We start from the raw sequence: 15,586 nt of genomic DNA on the forward strand, positions 1-15,586 counted from the left end.
CGGCGGCGACCGTGGTGCTCTGGCGCGGCGCGGCGGCGGCGGAAGCAGCACCGCGGGCGGCGGGCGCGAACAGTTCGCGGATCAGCGCGAGCTTCGGTTGCACGGCGGTGTTGCCGGCATCGAGCTGCAGCGCGCGGCTGTAGGCCTGGCTCGCGAGCTTGGCATACACGTCGCCCAGGTTCTCGTGCGCGGTGGCGTAACTTGGATTCGTGCGGATCGCCATCTCCAGCGCCGCGCGTGCCTTGTCGAACTGCGCCTGGCCGGCATACAGCACCGCCAGGTTGTTGTAGGGTTCCGGCAGCTCGGGGTAGTCCTCGGTCAGCTTCTGGAAGGTGGCGATCGCCTCGTTGATGCGGCCGGCCTCCGTCAGCACCACGCCCTTGAGGAAGCGCATCTGCGGGTCCTTGGGCTTGGCGGCGAGGTACTGGTCGGCCTTGTTCAGGGCGTCGGTGAGCTTGCCGGAGCGCAGCAGCTGGTTGACGTCGCCGTATTCGTCCGCGCGCGCCACGCCGCCTGCCAGCAGGGCGGCCGTCAGAACGGCCAGTCCCAGTGATTTGGGAAGATTCTTGCGCGCAAACTTCATGGGGCCCCTTGCTCCAACACGTGTGACATGCCCCGAAGGGGGGCTATATACTGCGGGCCGATTGTAGCCGTGGGGCTGCGCCGCGGCTCATCCCCGCTTTCCCCAGAACAACATTTGCGCACGGCGCCACGCCGACCCCGCATCCCTGGATTCCAATGAGCCTGCGCATCTACAACACGCTCACGCGTGCTCTGGAGGTTTTTTCGCCCCTCGAGGCGGGGCACGTGCGGATGTACGTGTGCGGCATCACGGTGTATGACCTGTGCCACGTGGGCCACGCGCGCGCCACCGTGGCCTTCGACCTGGTGCAGCGGTGGCTCAAGGCCTCGGGCCTGCGCGTCACGTTCGTGCGAAACATCACGGACATCGACGACAAGATCATTCGCCGTTCGCTCGAAAACGGGGAGACTGTGCGCTCCCTCACCGACCGCATGATCGCCGAGATGTATCGGGACTTCGACGCGCTCGCCATCGAGCGTCCCACCCACGACCCGCGCGCCACCGATTACGTCCCGCAGATGCTGCAGATCGTGCGCCAGCTCGAGGCCAGGGGGCTCGCGTACCGTGCCGGCGGCGACGTCAATTACGCCGTGCGCCGCTTCCCCGGCTACGGCAAGCTCTCGGGCAAGTCGCTCGACGAACTGCACGCGGGCGAACGCGTCGCCGTGCTCGAAGGCAAGGAAGATCCGCTCGACTTCGCGCTGTGGAAGGCGGCCAAGCCCGCCGAGCCGCAGGATGCGCAATGGGACAGCGACTTCGGGCGCGGCCGCCCTGGCTGGCACATCGAGTGCTCCGCGATGTCCTGCGCGCTGCTGGGAGAGACCTTCGACATCCACGGCGGCGGCGCCGACCTGCAGTTCCCGCATCACGAGAACGAGATCGCCCAGAGCGAGGGCGCCAACGGCGTGCCGCTGGCCAGCGTGTGGATGCACAACGGCTTCGTCAACATCGACAACGAGAAGATGTCGAAGTCGCTCGGCAACTTCTTCACCATCCGCGAGGTGTTGCGCAAGTTCGATCCCGAGACGCTGCGCTTCTTCATCGTGCGCGCGCATTACCGCAGCCCGCTCAATTACAGCGACGTGCATCTCGACGACGCGCGCGGCGCGCTCAGGCGCCTGTACACAGCGCTCGACGCGGTGCCGCCCGCGCCGGTGCAGATCGACTGGGCCGATCCCCACGCCGCGCGCTTCAAGGCGGCGATGGACAACGACTTCGGCACGCCCGAAGCGATCGCGGTGCTGTTCGAACTGGCTGCCGACGTGAATCGCTCCAGGTCCGCCGATCGTGCCGGCCTGCTCAAGGCACTGGGCGCCACGCTGGGCATCCTGCAAGGCGAGCCCAAGGCCTTCCTGCGCGCCGGCGCCTCGCTCGATGAAGCAAGCATCGAGCAGAAGATCGCCGAGCGTGCCGCCGCCAAGCAGGCGAAAGACTTCGCCGCCGCCGACCGCATCCGCCAGGAACTGCTGGCCCTGGGCATCGTGCTGAAGGACTCGCCGGCCGGGACCACCTGGGAAGCCAAGCAGTGACCGACGGCGCGCAGCTGGTGACGCCGGAGTACTGGGACGAGGCCCGCAAGTACCTCACCCGGCGCGACCGCGTGATGAAGCGGCTGATCCCGCAGTTCGGCACGGCCTGCCTGCAGTCGCGCGGCGACGCCTTCACCACGCTGGCGCGCAGCATCGTCGGCCAGCAGATCTCGGTGAAGGCGGCGCAGAGCGTGTGGGATCGCCTTGCGGCCCTGCCCAGGCGCATGACGCCGGCCAACGTGCTGAAGCTCAAGGTCGACGACATGCGGGCCGCCGGCCTGTCGGCGCGCAAGATCGAATACCTGGTGGACCTGGCCCTGCATTTCGATTCGGGCGCCGTCCACGCCGACGCCTGGCTCGAGATGGCGGACGAGGACATCATCAGCGAACTGGTGGGCATCCGCGGGATCGGCCGCTGGACCGCCGAGATGTTCCTGATCTTCCACCTGATGCGTCCCAACGTCCTGCCGCTGGACGACGTGGGCCTGATCACCGGCATCAGCAAGAATTATTTCTCGGGCGATCCGGTCTCGCGCAGCGACGCCCGCGAGGTGGCGGCGGCCTGGAACCCGTATTGCTCGGTCGCCACTTGGTATATTTGGAGATCGCTCGACCCGCTGCCGGTGGCCTACTGACCGGCAAGCGAGGGCGGCAACCTGAGGAGTTTGGCTTGGCGAAGAAGACCTTCCTGGATTTCGAACAGCCGATCGCGGAGCTGGAAACCAAGATCGAGGAACTGCGATACGTGCAGACCGAGTCCGCGGTCGACATCTCGGACGAGATCGAGCAGCTGGGAAAGAAGAGCCAGCAGCTTACCAAGGACATCTACAGCCAGCTGTCGCCCTGGCAGATCACCAAGATCGCGCGCCATCCGGAGCGGCCGTACACGCTGGACTACCTCAATGAAATCTTCACGGATTTCGTCGAGATGCACGGCGACCGCCACTTCGCCGACGACCAGTCGATCGTCGGCGGCCTGGCGCGCTTCAACGGCAATCCCTGCGTCGTGCTGGGCCACCAGAAGGGGCGGGATACCAGGGAGCGCGGGCTGCGCAACTTCGGCATGAGCCGGCCCGAGGGCTATCGCAAGGCGCTGCGCCTCATGAAGACGGCGGAGAAGTTCAAGCTGCCGGTGTTCACCTTCGTCGACACGCCCGGCGCCTATCCCGGCATGGACGCCGAGGAGCGCGGCCAGTCCGAGGCCATCGGCCGCAACATCTACGAGATGGCGCAGCTCGAGGTGCCCATCATCACCACCATCATCGGCGAGGGCGGCTCCGGCGGCGCGCTGGCGATCTCGGTGGCCGACCAGGTCCTGATGCTGCAGTACTCCATCTACTCCGTGATCAGCCCCGAGGGCTGCGCCTCGATCCTCTGGAAGACCTCGGACAAGGCGCAGGATGCGGCCGACGCGATGGGCATCACCGCCCATCGGCTGAAGGCCCTGGGCCTGATCGACAAGATCGTGAACGAGCCGGTCGGCGGCGCCCACCGCGACCACAAGCAGATGGCCGCCTTCCTCAAGCGCGCGCTGAACGACGCCTGGCGCCAGCTCAGCGACCTGAAGGTGCGCGAGCTGCTGGAGCGCAGGTACGAGCGGCTGCAAAGCTATGGCCGCTTCTCCGACACCAAGGCCGAAGCTGCCTGAAGACGCCGGCGGCAATCCGGCGGTCGCGGCGCTGGCCGGACTGCAGTTGCCGCTGCCGCTGGGCGTCGCCTACAGCGGCGGCGCCGACTCCACCACCTTGCTGATCGCCGCCGCTGCCCGTTGGCAGGGGCAGGTGCAGGCGGTCCACGTGCACCACGGCCTGCAGGATGCGGCCGACGACTTCGAACAGCATTGCCGCGACACCTGCGCGGCGATCCACGTGCCGCTGCATGTGCGGCGCGTGTCGGCGCGCAATGCGCCGGGCGAGAGCCCCGAGGATGCCGCCCGGCAGGCGCGCTACCAGGCGTTGGCGCATGCGGCGCGGGAGCACGGGCTGCAGTCGGTGCTGCTGGCCCAGCATGCCGACGACCAGGTCGAGACCCTGCTGCTGGCGCTGAGCCGCGGCGCCGGGCTGCCCGGCTTGGCCGCCATGCCGCCGGTGTTCCAGCGCGAGGGGATGGTGTTCGTGCGGCCGCTGCTGGCCATCAGCGGGCGGGCCATTCGCGAGTGGATCGCGCACAAGGGCGTGCCCGTGGTGGAGGATCCGAGCAACGCGGACATCGCCTTCACCCGCAACCGCATCCGCCACTTGCTGCTGCCCGCGCTGGAACAGGCGTTTCCACACTACCGCGAGACCTTCGCGCGGTCCTCGCGCCACGCGGCGCAGGGGCAGGAGCTGCTGGAGTCGGTGGCGGTGGAAGACCTGGCGCGCATGGGCGGCGTGCCCGGGATCACGTCCTTGCAACACATGCCGCGCTCGCGCCAGGCCAACGTGCTGCGCCACTGGCTGCGCACCACGTACAGCGCCACTGCCAGCGCCGCGCAGCTCGATGAACTGCTGGCCCAGGTGGCCGACTGCACCACGCGCGGACACCGCATTCGCATCAAGGTGGGGAGCGGGTTCGTGCAGCGGCAAGGCGAGCGGCTGCAGTACACGGTGGAGTAGCGAGGATGTCATCCCGGGCTTGACCCGGGATCCACGGCGGCGCTTGCATCGGCGCCATCTGGATTGCGGGTCAAGCCCGCAATGACATCCAACCGGTCCCGCGACGACATCGGTCTGCCGGCATCGTGGGCGGCGCGGTCCTCCCGGCCGCGCCGCCCCTCACCCCCACTTACTTCTTCGTGATCGTCAGCGTCGCACCGCCACCGAGCACCGGGTTGCTGGACCACGCGCGCACCACGGTCGGTGCCACGCTCCAGCCACCCGCGGGGTTCGGGTTCTGGAACGCGGTCGCCGCGAACTGCGAGTCGAAGCTGAAGGCGCCGGTCGCCGTCACACCCGTCGTGCCCACCGTGCACTCCGGGATGCGGTCGGTGCCGTCGCAGGTCTGGCCCGCGTTCGGGCCGCGCGACAGCGTGCCGTTCGTGTACGTGATCGAGATCGTCTGGCTGGCGCGGATCGTGTCGGTGCCGTCAACCCGGAACCGGTTCCTGCCGGACTCGAACAGCACGCGCGTCAGCCCGATGGTCTCGCTCGCCACCGTGGTGACCGTGCTGGTCGCCGTGTTGATCGATTGCGCGCCGGCGGCATCCACCGCCCGGAAGCCGATGGCGAAGTTGCCCGTTGCCGCCGGCGTGAAGCTGATGACGCCCTTGACCGGCACCGGCTGCGGCCCGAGTTGCGGCGGCCAGGCCGTGATCACCACGTTCTTCAGGTCGGCGGCCCCGTCGGGATCGGTGGAGGTGGCCAGCAGGTTCAGCGTCATCGCGGCGTTCTGCACCGCATTGATCGTGATGTCGCCCGCGATCGGCAGGTCGTTCACCGGGGTCACCGTGATGGTGGCCACCGCCGCGCTCGAGGCCGCGCCGCCGTTCACCGACACGGCGTACGAGATCGCGTCGGTGCCATTGGCGTTCGGGTTCGGCGTGTAGCTCAGGATGCCGTCGGCCGAGACGCTCGCGATGCCCAGGCGCGCGCCCTGCACCAGGGTCACGGTGACGCTGCCACCTTGCTGCAGCAGCTGGCGCAGGTTCTGCTGCGTGCCGTTCAGCGCGATCGTGTCGTTCGCCAGCAGGTCGATGGTCACGCCCTGGCCGGGGGCGCAACTGGCGGACGCGTTGGGCGAGCAGTCCTCGAGCACCGTGGCCGTGTCGTTACCGGCCACGATCTGGCCGGCCGCCACGGCCATGCCGCGCGCCGTCTGGACGGTGTGGAAGCCGGCGCCACCGCGCGAGGAGACCACCTGCACCTGGTTCGGCGGCGAGGTGATGGCGTGCACCGTCACCGCGTTGCCCGCCAGATCCGCGCCGGGGCCGCGGCCGGTGAAGGAGCCGTCGGCAGCAGGGGCGCCGCTGCCGAAGCCGGCGAGCGTCAGCAAGGCCGTCGGGTCGCTCGATTCGGCCGTCACGGCCAGCGTGCCGCCGGACGGGCCGTTGTACGCCGCCGTCTTCACGACCACGTCGTCGGTCAGCGGCCGCAGGAAGTAGGCCGGCTCGATCTGGCCCGCCGCATTGCGCGCCGTGGTGTCGACGATGCAGACGTGGCTCGCGGGCTTGCCCGTGACCGGCGCCTGGCCCCAGTAGTCCGTGCTGTTCGTGTCGTTGACCAGGCTGGTCTGCGTGCCCGCCGGTGCGGTGTAGGGCGGCGGGTTGACGGTCGTGGCGCCGGTGGCGGGATCGATCGTCACGGCACCGCCGCAAGCCTGCGGATAGAAGGCGAGCGCGGGCTTGACGACGCCCTGCACCGGCTGGCCGGGGATGCGCGCCTGCACGGTCGGCGACGCGGAACTGAAGACGTCGACGTCGGTGGCATTGCCGCTGGCGTCGGCGCGGTACACGGCGCGGCCGCCGTTCACGCGGCCCGGCAGGTTGCCGGTCATCAGGCGGCCTGCCACGGTGAAGTTGCTCTCACCGTCGATCGTGTAGAAGACCGGGCCGTCGTGGTTGGGCGTGGGCACGCGCACTTCGACGCGGAAGGTGTTGTGGTTGCGTTGGGCGGACGTGCCGTCGACATTGTTCGCGGTGAAGTCGGGCAGCGGGGTGCCCGTGACCGTGCCCACGCGAGCCGGGTCGGCCAGGTACTTCTTGCCGGTGCCGGGGGCGCCGGTCGTGGCGCCGGTGGCCACCAGCAGGTCGTAGAACGGATCGGTGCCGGAAGGCGCGGATTGCAAATCCGGCATCGGCGGGATCTCCGCACCGCCCGCGGTCGCGGAGGGCAGCAGGAACGGGCCCAGCGTGCCGGCCAGCGTGCAGTCGAAGGTGGTGGGGCAGGCGACGCCGATGTCCACCGTCTCGAAGATGCGGTCGCCGACCTTTTGATCCAGGTAGATCGTGTCGCTGAAGGGCGTGATCACCCGGTAGTCGCCGTCGAACGGCAGCGTGTTCATCTGGATGCGATGGCGGGTGAACGTCATCTGGTCGCCATCGATCGGGGGGCCCCCCGAGAACGCGGCTTCCACCGCCAGCACGAGGCGGGCCTTGAACGCGTTGCCCGGGTCGAGCAGCACATTGGCCGCGTCGTAGTAGAAGTGCTCGCCGAAGTAGTTGGTCGGGAACACCTCGGGCAATCCGTTCGGGGGGCCGTCCGGCGGCGCCACCACGCACCAGCCGCCGTCCCATTCGGTCTGGTTGGTCAGGCTGCAGAACTCCAGCGTCACGCCGGTGTGGTCCTGGAACCAGCTCGGGTAGCCGCCGATGGCGGGGGCGCGGTCGACGGGGCCGGTGCGCTCGAGGCTGGCGTGCGCCGGAGCGGTGGCGGCAATGGCCAGCAATGCGGCGGCGGAAATGACATGCAATTTCGATTTCATGAAGACCTCAAGTTGTTCAGCTCAGCACGTTCGGGTACGCGGCCGCACTCATTGCCAAGCCATGCGCAGCCCCCTCCTGGCCCGGCGGCACCGCGGCGGCGGCGCCGTCCTCTTCCTGCAAAGGGGTGTGACGCACGGGCTGTGCCAACCTGACCGCAGGCTGACCTGGAAGGAACTCGTGACCTATTACCGCTGGCACGAACGTGCCGTGGCGATGGCACCCCCGATGCCGGGTTTGCGGCCCCTAAGTGGGGGCCGATGTGGGCACAGGCGCCCACTCCGTGGTGCCGGAGCCCCCGAACGAAGAGGCCATGGGGGCGCTAGGTATAATCCCGCGCTTCCAGGTGCGTCGCCCCGCGTCCCTGGGGCCTCCTGTCTCCGGCCACTGCGTGGCCTTTCTCATCCCGGTTCCGATGGCATTGATCGTTCACAAATACGGCGGCACGTCGATGGGCTCCACCGAGCGCATCCGCAATGTCGCCAAGCGCGTTGCCAAGTGGGCGCGCGCGGGTCACCAGATGGTGGTGGTGCCCAGCGCCATGAGCGGCGAGACCAACCGCCTGCTCGGCCTGGCCAAGGAAGTCTCGCCCGCCAGGACCGACGAAGCCGTGCAGCGCGAGCTGGACATGCTGGCCTCCACCGGCGAGCAGGTCTCGGTGGGCCTGCTGGCGCTGGCGCTGCAGGCCGAGGGGATCCCCGCGGTCAGCTTCGCGGGTTGGCAGGTGCCGGTGCGCACCAATAGTGCCTACACCAAGGCCCGCATCGACTCGATCGACGACGGGCGGGTGCGGCGCGAGCTTGCCGCCGGGCGCGTGGTGATCATCGCCGGCTTCCAGGGTGTGGACGACCTCGGCAACATCACCACGCTCGGGCGCGGCGGCAGCGACACGTCCGCCGTGGCGGTGGCCGCGGCGCTGAAGGCGGCCGAGTGCCTGATCTACACCGACGTGGACGGCGTCTACACCACCGACCCGCGCGTGGTGCCCGAGGCCCGGCGCCTCGCCACCGTGAGCTTCGAGGAAATGCTGGAGATGGCCTCGATGGGGTCCAAGGTCCTGCAGATCCGTTCGGTCGAATTCGCGGGCAAGTACCAGGTTCCGCTGCGCGTGCTATCGAGCTTCACCCCGTGGGACATCGCGATCGAGGAAGAAGCGGCATCCGGCACGCTGATCACTTTTGAGGAAGACGAGAAAATGGAACAAGCCGTTGTCTCCGGCATCGCGTTCAACCGCGACGAAGCGAAGATCTCCATCCTGGGCGTGCCCGACCGGCCCGGCATCGCTTTCCAGATCCTGGGTGCGGTGGCGGAGGCCAACATCGAGGTCGACGTGATCATCCAGAACGTCAGCCACGACGGCAAGACCGACTTCAGCTTCACCGTCCACCGCAACGACTATGCGCGCACGGTCGACGTGCTCAAGGCCTCGGTGCTGCCCACGCTGGGCACCGATCGCATCCAGGGCGACACGCGCATCTGCAAGGTGTCGATCGTCGGCATCGGCATGCGCAGCCACGTCGGCATCGCCTCCAAGATGTTCCGCGCGCTGTCGGAAGAGGGCATCAACATCCAGATGATCTCGACCAGCGAGATCAAGACCTCGGTGGTGATCGACGAGAAGTACATGGAGCTGGCCGTGCGCGCACTGCACCGGGCGTTCGATCTCGATCAGCCGGTCGGATAGGAGCGCAAGCACGCCAGCGTCCCGGCGCGGCCGGGACCTCGAGTTCGGGTATCATCCCCGTCACGGAGCGGTGACCGAGTGGCCGAAGGTGCTCCCCTGCTAAGGGAGTATGCGGGCAAAAACCTGCATCCAGGGTTCGAATCCCTGTCGCTCCGCCAGGACGAAGTCCGAAGAGGTCCCCAGAGGTCCTCTCCAGCAGCAAAAAGCCTTGAGAAATCAAGGCTTTTTGTCTTTCTGCGTCCCGGGACGTCCATGACGTTCCCACCCCTTATGGGGGTACGAGGTGGGGTATCGAGGCAAGCCTTATGGGGGTACTTTTCTCCTGGCTTGAAGGACTCGACATGTCTGAAACCTCTACCGATCGCAGGACGACAATCGCGCTGGCGAGCTTCACAGGGGCACCGCCTTGTTTGCCACTCATGCCGCTCCAAGCAGTCGCAGTTTCGCGCGTCTGCTCGGCGTAGTCGGCAATGCTGGGTTTCGCAAACGTCGTGGAGTCTGGCGTGAACAGTTCGGTCCGGAAGAAGCCTGGTTCCACCAGCATGGTCCGGATACCGAACTGGTGCACCTCGGGAGCCAACGATTGCATCCAACCCTCCACGCCGAACTTGGCGGCGGCATAGGCCGTGCAGAACGCTTGCCCAGTGATGCCCGCAGTCGAAGAAATGGTGAGCACGAGGCCCGAGCGCTGCCTGCGCATCTGCGGCAGCGCGGCGCAGGTGACGTTCATCGGGCCGAACAGAAGCGTCTCGACCTGGCTGCGAACCTCGTCGGGGCTCAGTTCCTCGAAGAACCCGGCGTAGAAGTTGCCGGCATTGTTCACGAGGACGTCCAGCCTTCGGCATCGGCGCCCGCAGGCCTGGCAGTCTCGGCGAACGCACCGAATGAGCGCAGCCGCGCCAGGCGCTGCGCCAGCCGCGAGGCTGCGTCCATCGCCTCCAGAGCCGTCAGCACGCGAAGCAAGGCCGCGTCGACCTGTTCGATCGCCTTCTCCGCGCTGCAGTGGGCACCGCCGTCGCGTTCCGCGATCACCTCGTCGATCAGCCCCAGCGCATGCAGCCGCGGCGCCGTGATTCCCAGCGCGCTGGCCGCCACGTTCGCCTTGGCGGCGCTCTTCCAGAGGATCGATGCGCAACCCTCCGGGGAAATCACCGAGTAGGTCGCATACTGCAGCATGCAGACCCGGTCGGTGACGCCGATGGCAAGCGCGCCGCCTGAGCCGCCTTCGCCGATCACGATACTCACCGTCGGCACCTTCAGCTGCGAGAGCCGGTAGATGCATTCACCGATGGCCGCCGATTGCCCGCGCTCCTCGGCGTCGATGCCGGGAAAGGCGCCGGGCGTGTCGATGAGTGTGACCAGCGGCAGACCGAACCGCTCGGCCATCCCCATCATCCGCAGCGCCTTGCGATAGCCCTCCGGGCGTGCCATTCCGAAGTTGCGGTGCATGCGCTCCTTGACATTGCGCCCCTTCTGGTGGCCGATCACCACGACAGGCCTCCCTCGAAACCGCGCCAGGCCGGCCACGATGGCTGCGTCGTCGCCGAAGGCCCTGTCGCCGTGGAGTTCGACGAAGTCGGTGAACAGCCCCTCGATGTAGTCGAGCGCCTGCGGCCGCTGCGGGTGACGCGCCAGCTGGGCGATCTGCCAGGCGTCGAGGTCGGGCTGCGCATCGTCCAACGTCAGGCAAGACCGGGCATCGCCCGGCACACCGCCTTCGCCAGGATCGGGCAGGCGCGCCGTCGCGATCGTATCGAGCATCTGCACGAGGCTTTCCTGCTGCAGATCGATGACTTCACGTTCGAGCTGTCCGGCATTCATGAGGCTTTCTCCTCGGTTTCCAGGAAGTGGATCTGCGTCGGGCAATCGCGCTGCAGCATGCCCAGCGTGCGATGCAGCATCTGCGGCTGCTGGCGGCGATCAACGATCAGGTCGATCGCGCCCTTCTCCAGCAGGAATTCGGCACGCTGGAAGCCCGCGGGCAGTTTCGTGCGCAGCGTCTGTTCGATGACGCGCGGTCCCGCGAAGCCGATCAACGCTCCGGGTTCGGCGACCACGATGTCGGCCAGGAAAGCGAAGCTCGCAGACACGCCGCCCATCGTGGGGTTGGACAGGATCGAGACGAACGGCAAGCCGACGCGCCTCAACTGGGCGATGGCCGCGGTGGTCTTTCCCATCTGCATCAGCGAGTAGAGTCCTTCCTGCATGCGCGCACCGCCGCTGGCAGTGATGCAGACGAAGGGCAGCCGCCGCTCGCATGCGACATCGACCGCCCGAACGAAGCGTTCCCCCACCACCGAGCCCATCGAGCCGCCCATGAAGCGATAGTCGAAGCAGGCGATGGCGACCTCGATGCCGGTGCTTGCGGACAGGAGCCCGGTCTGTGCCACCAGCGCCTCGCTTTCGGACGAAGCCGTCTGCGCACGCTCGAGTCGCACGGTGTAGGGAGACGAGTCCTCGAAGCGCAGGGGGTCGCGCGGCACGACGTCGGAGCCGATCTCCGTCGTGCTGCCCGCCTTCAGCAGGGATGCCAGGCGGCTGCGCGCGCCGATCGCTGCATGGTGCCCGCATCGCGGGCACACGTGGAGGTTGCGCAGCAACTCCTGGCCGAACAGCGTCGTGCGGCAGGAGTGGCACTTGGCCCAGACGCGATCAGGAACGACGCGACGCCCGCTTTCCCCTCGGGGCTGGATCGGCGGCGGCGCGGACCGGGCGATCCAGTTCATCGTGGCCTCCGCCGGCCGGATGGAGCATGCCTTGTCGTCATCATGTTTCCTCTCGATCTAGATGGGATCCAGCGCGGTTGCGCGCATTTCCGCGGCGCAGTGCAGTGCATCGCGGGCGGGTGCAGGTTCGAGCGTCAGCCGATAGCGCAGCGCGAAAGGCCCCAGGCGCTGCGCCACCGCGCGCTCCACCTGTCGGCGCTCGCCTTCGCTCGCCTGCAGGCGGACCTCGGTGAGCAGTCCGTGTTCAGGGTGCGGTCTGCATTCGACGCCCAGCAGGCGCCGCTGCGGTTCCAGGTCCTGCAGGGCCTGGAGCACGGCCTGCTCGTGCTCCAGTTGGACCAGCTTCGCCTTGAACACCTTGCCGACAGCCGTCAGTGGCATCTCGTCGATGACGCGGATGGCCTTCGGCCATGCTGCCCGCTCCGGAATGTGCCGGGTGGCGTGGTGGAGCAGGTCGTCGGTGTGGTGGGGCTTCCCGGGCGCAAGCGTCACGTAAGCCACCGGTACCTCCCCCAGCCTCGCATCCGGCTGCCCGACGGCGGCCGCGGTCACGACGTCGGGATGCGACTGCAGCGCCTCCTCGATCATGCGCGGATCGATGTTGTGCCCGCCGCGGATGATGAGCTCCTTGGCGCGGCCCGTGAGCCAGACGTAGCCGTGCTCGTCGACACGCGCGAGATCGCCAGTAGCCAGCCAGCGCATCCCTATGCCGTCGTCGACCCACAGTTGCCCGTCGTGCCGCGGATCGAGATAGCCGTTGGCGACGTGGTCGCCGGCGATCAGCAGCTGCCCGATCTCGTCGGGCGCGCAGTCCCGGACGTGGCGCTGTCCGTCCAGCACGGCGGCCTTCAGGCGGGTGAACGGCAGCCGCAGGCCCACCGAGCCGGGCCTGCTCGCGGCACCGAATGGCGTGAGGCAGCTTGCCACGGTCGCCTCGGTCTGGCCGTACCCTTCGATGATGCGGATCCCGGTGCGCTCTTCGAAAGCCCGCATCACCTCGCGGGGCAGTGCCGCCGCGGCCGATATCGCGAAGCGCATCGAACGCAGGTCCTGTGAGCGCGGCGGCGCCTGCAGCAAGGCGGAGAAGATCGTGGGAACCGCGCTGAAGTACGAGATGCGGTGCTGCTCGATGATGTCGAAGAACCGTTCCCGAACGCCGGCCGTCCTGAATCCCGCCGGTCCGGCGATCACGGTCGTCATGCCCAGCAGCAACCCGAACAGCGCATTGATCGCGGCATTCACATGGAACATCGGCAGCACGAGCAAGCCGACATCCTCCCGGCGCAGCGGCGTCACGAGGGCCAGCATCTTCGCGTTGGCGAGCTTGTTCCGATGCGTTCCGCGAACCAGCTTGGGCGAGCCCGTCGTGCCGCCCGTGTGGAACAGGCTGGCCACGTCGTCCGCGTCGGGCCATGCCTCGCGCGGCAGCGGCGCGCGCTCCTGGCGCGCGAGCGCCCGGCGGTAGTGCACGCAGTCCGGTGTGCCGTCGCCGCGGACAAGGATGACGGCGCGCAGGCTCGGGACGCGTCCCAGCAGGCGTTGCACGTTGCTCCAGATCGGGCTGCCCGGCAGGTTGCCGACAGTCACCAGCACCCGCGTGTTGGCCTGGACGAGGATGCTCTCGATGATTTCCGGTTCCAGCAGCGGGTTGATCGGATTCACGATGCCCACCGCCTCCGCGGCCCACAGGCAGAACAAGGTTTCCGGCAGATTCGGCAACAGCAATGACACCACGTCGCCTCGGCCGACCCCGTACTCGCGAAACAGCCGCGCGGTCTGCGACACCTTTTCGCGCACTTCGCGAAAGCTGAATTCCTCGTAGGGCCGTGCCACCGGGCTGCAGTAACGCAGCAGCGCGCCGGCTGCGCGCAGCCGGGCCCGGATCGGAATGCGGCGGCGGTCATGGCAATGGCCGTCGATGAAGAATCGCAGCGCGGTCTTGTCGGGCCACTGCGCGGCCGCCGCGTCCAATGCTTCGTAGCTGGATTGCACGGCGCAATAGGAATCGAGCGGCCTCGACTCGACGGCCAGCAGGTCCTTCAGGTCCCGGACGGGCGTTGACGGCTGCAACATCACAGCTCCCGCGGCCATGCAGCGGCGAGGACGTCGGCGGTCGCGGGCGCGGGCATCGGCAAAGCCTGCGCGGCGCGCATCCGGCTGTACGCGGCCAGGGTGAGATCGTCCGACCGCGCCGTCGGCGCCAGCCGTTCCATCAGCTCCACGACATGCCCGAACACCTGGGCCAGGCGCTGCCGGTCCACCGCGGGGCTGCAGGCCATCGCGTTGTAGCAAAGGTGGCCGTCCACCTGCCGCAGCCAGAAGATGAACAGCGGGCCGCCGACGCACGCTCCGTTGAAGCCGAACACGTCTTCGATCGCGAAGGAGCCGACGCGCTCCGCGAACGGGTAGCGGCCGACGTTGCTGATGTTGATCCCGTCGCCGGCGCCGCCCGAGCGGCGGTGGTCGAGCCCCCAGCGGGCGATGAATTCGCGGTAGTCGGTCACCGTGTCGGTGACGGCCTGGAACAGTTTCGGTATCCCGAGCTTCACCTGCTGGCGCGCGCTCTCCATGAGCTGTCGTGCGAGTGGCCAGAATCCGATCTCCGGCGACACCTTCACGCCGATGCTGGCGATGCTCGTCCCGAGGCCGATCGCCTCGCCGTCGATCTGGCCGTGGTCGACGCGGCCGCGCATGTTGTAGTCCATGGAAAGCGGCATCGCCACGTGCCGGCCGCGCATCGGCACTGGCATTCCGTGCTCCGTCAGGTAGCGTGCCACGGCGAACTGCACCGATGCACTGAAGGCGCCGCCGACCGTGACGCCGCGCTGCTTGCATTGCGTGGACAGCTCCTGCCATGCGCCTGGCTGGCCCCGCCGGAAGACGCACTGGGTGCGCACCTGCAGTTGGTTGCCGGGCCCCGGCGCTGCAATCGGGAGCCACGGCGCAGTGGTGAACTGCTTCTGCTCCCGCGCGAACTGCCACCGCCCCACCCACGTGAGCACCTTGTCGAGCCAGCCGAAGCGCAGGTGCGAATACAGCGACGCCGACAAAGGCATCGGTTCGACCGGGCGCAGGCGTGCTGCTGCCCGCGCGTGCAAGGCGCCGCTTCCGGTGAGGATCTCATGCAAGGCAGACATCTCGTGCAGAACCTGGTTGACCAGCCGCATCAGCGATGTGCCATCCACCACGGCGTGGTGGCTGCAGATGATCAGGTGGCCGGTGTCGCCGGACGAGTCCGGCACCCAGACGACGCGGAAAAGGAACCCTGCATCGAGGTCGAACCGGTGCTTCGACTGCTCCTCTGCCACCCATTCCCAATGGGCCGAATGCGTCCGCCGCCAGGGCTGCGGGCCCGCGTCGGCAGGCTCGACCACCACCACATCGAGGGCGTCGCGATCCGCTTCGAAGACCTGCAGCCATGGAGCCTGTGCGCGCCCCTGCGGCCAGCGGATGGCGGCGCGCAGTGACGGATGCTTCTGCTGCACGCGCCAGCAAGCGTCGCGCAGCAGCGCTTCGGACACCGGACCGCGCAGGGCAGCGACGATGAGATCGGGACCCATCGTGTCGCCGACTTGCGCGAGCACGACCTCCAGGCCTCGCATCGGCCTTTCGGCCAGCACCATGCGGCGTTTCGCCGCGGGTTCAGAGAGAGCTTCCATTGCAGATGTT

General features: G+C 68.1%; 12 protein-coding genes and 1 tRNA gene. 6 read left to right on the plus strand and 7 right to left on the minus strand.

Annotated features, from left to right (window positions below):
- Window positions 1-583: tetratricopeptide repeat protein (locus JWP60_RS17790; RefSeq protein ID WP_299794350.1), on the minus strand; the 583-nt coding region annotated here is incomplete at its 3' end.
- 155 nt (window positions 584-738) lie between these two features.
- Between JWP60_RS17790 and cysS the strand changes: the two genes are divergently transcribed.
- The 4 genes from cysS to tilS are packed head-to-tail and all read left to right on the plus strand — an operon-like array spanning window position 739 to window position 4,706.
- Window positions 739-2,112 carry a cysteine--tRNA ligase gene (cysS, locus tag JWP60_RS17795; protein ID WP_299794353.1) on the plus strand — a complete coding sequence of 458 codons (1,374 nt, stop codon included), beginning with the start codon at window positions 739-741 and terminating at the stop codon, window positions 2,110-2,112.
- Window positions 2,109-2,747, plus strand: coding sequence for a DNA-3-methyladenine glycosylase 2 family protein (locus JWP60_RS17800; RefSeq protein ID WP_299794399.1), 639 nt, complete (start codon window positions 2,109-2,111; stop codon window positions 2,745-2,747). The genes cysS and JWP60_RS17800 overlap by 4 nt, the downstream gene beginning before the upstream one ends.
- Before the next feature lie 35 nt (window positions 2,748-2,782).
- Complete coding sequence (locus tag JWP60_RS17805; protein ID WP_299794402.1) at window positions 2,783-3,760, plus strand: acetyl-CoA carboxylase carboxyltransferase subunit alpha; 978 nt, start codon at window positions 2,783-2,785, stop codon at window positions 3,758-3,760.
- Window positions 3,723-4,706: a tRNA lysidine(34) synthetase TilS gene (tilS, locus tag JWP60_RS17810; RefSeq protein ID WP_299794405.1), complete on the plus strand. Its 984-nt coding sequence runs from the start codon at window positions 3,723-3,725 to the stop codon at window positions 4,704-4,706. The genes JWP60_RS17805 and tilS overlap by 38 nt, the downstream gene beginning before the upstream one ends.
- Before the next feature lie 169 nt (window positions 4,707-4,875).
- Here tilS and JWP60_RS17815 read toward each other — a convergent pair whose 3' ends face one another.
- Window positions 4,876-7,509, minus strand: a complete 2,634-nt coding sequence (locus tag JWP60_RS17815; protein ID WP_299794408.1) for an Ig-like domain-containing protein — start codon at window positions 7,507-7,509, stop codon at window positions 4,876-4,878.
- Window positions 7,510-7,922: 413 nt separating this feature from the next.
- Between JWP60_RS17815 and JWP60_RS17820 the strand changes: the two genes are divergently transcribed.
- Both JWP60_RS17820 and JWP60_RS17825 read left to right on the plus strand, forming a co-directional pair.
- Window positions 7,923-9,191 (plus strand): aspartate kinase, encoded by a 1,269-nt coding sequence (locus JWP60_RS17820; protein WP_299794411.1) that lies wholly within the window; start codon window positions 7,923-7,925, stop codon window positions 9,189-9,191.
- Window positions 9,192-9,255: 64 nt separating this feature from the next.
- Window positions 9,256-9,349: transfer RNA gene (locus JWP60_RS17825), tRNA-Ser, on the plus strand.
- A 110-nt stretch (window positions 9,350-9,459) separates the two neighbouring features.
- Here the strand turns inward: JWP60_RS17825 and JWP60_RS17830 are convergent.
- The 5 genes from JWP60_RS17830 to JWP60_RS17850 are packed head-to-tail and all read right to left on the minus strand — an operon-like array spanning window position 9,460 to window position 15,576.
- A complete protein-coding gene (locus JWP60_RS17830) occupies window positions 9,460-10,014 on the minus strand; it encodes an SDR family NAD(P)-dependent oxidoreductase (protein WP_299794414.1) in 555 nt (184 codons plus the stop codon).
- A complete protein-coding gene (locus tag JWP60_RS17835; protein ID WP_299794417.1) occupies window positions 10,011-11,012 on the minus strand; it encodes an acetyl-CoA carboxylase carboxyltransferase subunit alpha in 1,002 nt (333 codons plus the stop codon). The genes JWP60_RS17830 and JWP60_RS17835 overlap by 4 nt, the downstream gene beginning before the upstream one ends.
- Window positions 11,009-11,917 (minus strand): acetyl-CoA carboxylase, carboxyltransferase subunit beta, encoded by a 909-nt coding sequence (gene accD / locus JWP60_RS17840; RefSeq protein WP_299794420.1) that lies wholly within the window; start codon window positions 11,915-11,917, stop codon window positions 11,009-11,011. The genes JWP60_RS17835 and accD overlap by 4 nt, the downstream gene beginning before the upstream one ends.
- 57 nt (window positions 11,918-11,974) lie before the next feature.
- Window positions 11,975-13,990 (minus strand): acyl-CoA synthetase, encoded by a 2,016-nt coding sequence (locus JWP60_RS17845; RefSeq protein WP_299794423.1) that lies wholly within the window; start codon window positions 13,988-13,990, stop codon window positions 11,975-11,977.
- Window positions 13,990-15,576 (minus strand): hypothetical protein, encoded by a 1,587-nt coding sequence (locus JWP60_RS17850; protein WP_299794426.1) that lies wholly within the window; start codon window positions 15,574-15,576, stop codon window positions 13,990-13,992. The genes JWP60_RS17845 and JWP60_RS17850 overlap by 1 nt, the downstream gene beginning before the upstream one ends.
- Window positions 15,577-15,586: the final 10 nt, after the last annotated feature.

The organism is Ramlibacter sp., from assembly GCF_028291745.1.
GTDB lineage: Bacteria > Pseudomonadota > Gammaproteobacteria > Burkholderiales > Burkholderiaceae_C > Ramlibacter.

Coding starts and splice junctions, on each gene's coding strand:
- cysS (WP_299794353.1), top strand. CDS start 739: ATGAGCCTGCGCATCTACAACACGCTCACGCGTGCTCTGGAGGTTTTT.
- tilS (WP_299794405.1), top strand. CDS start 3,723: ATGGCCGCTTCTCCGACACCAAGGCCGAAGCTGCCTGAAGACGCCGGC.
- JWP60_RS17815 (WP_299794408.1), bottom strand. CDS start 7,509: ATGAAATCGAAATTGCATGTCATTTCCGCCGCCGCATTGCTGGCCATT.
- JWP60_RS17820 (WP_299794411.1), top strand. CDS start 7,923: ATGGCATTGATCGTTCACAAATACGGCGGCACGTCGATGGGCTCCACC.
- JWP60_RS17835 (WP_299794417.1), bottom strand. CDS start 11,012: ATGAATGCCGGACAGCTCGAACGTGAAGTCATCGATCTGCAGCAGGAA.
- accD (WP_299794420.1), bottom strand. CDS start 11,917: ATGAACTGGATCGCCCGGTCCGCGCCGCCGCCGATCCAGCCCCGAGGG.
- JWP60_RS17845 (WP_299794423.1), bottom strand. CDS start 13,990: ATGTTGCAGCCGTCAACGCCCGTCCGGGACCTGAAGGACCTGCTGGCC.
- JWP60_RS17850 (WP_299794426.1), bottom strand. CDS start 15,576: ATGGAAGCTCTCTCTGAACCCGCGGCGAAACGCCGCATGGTGCTGGCC.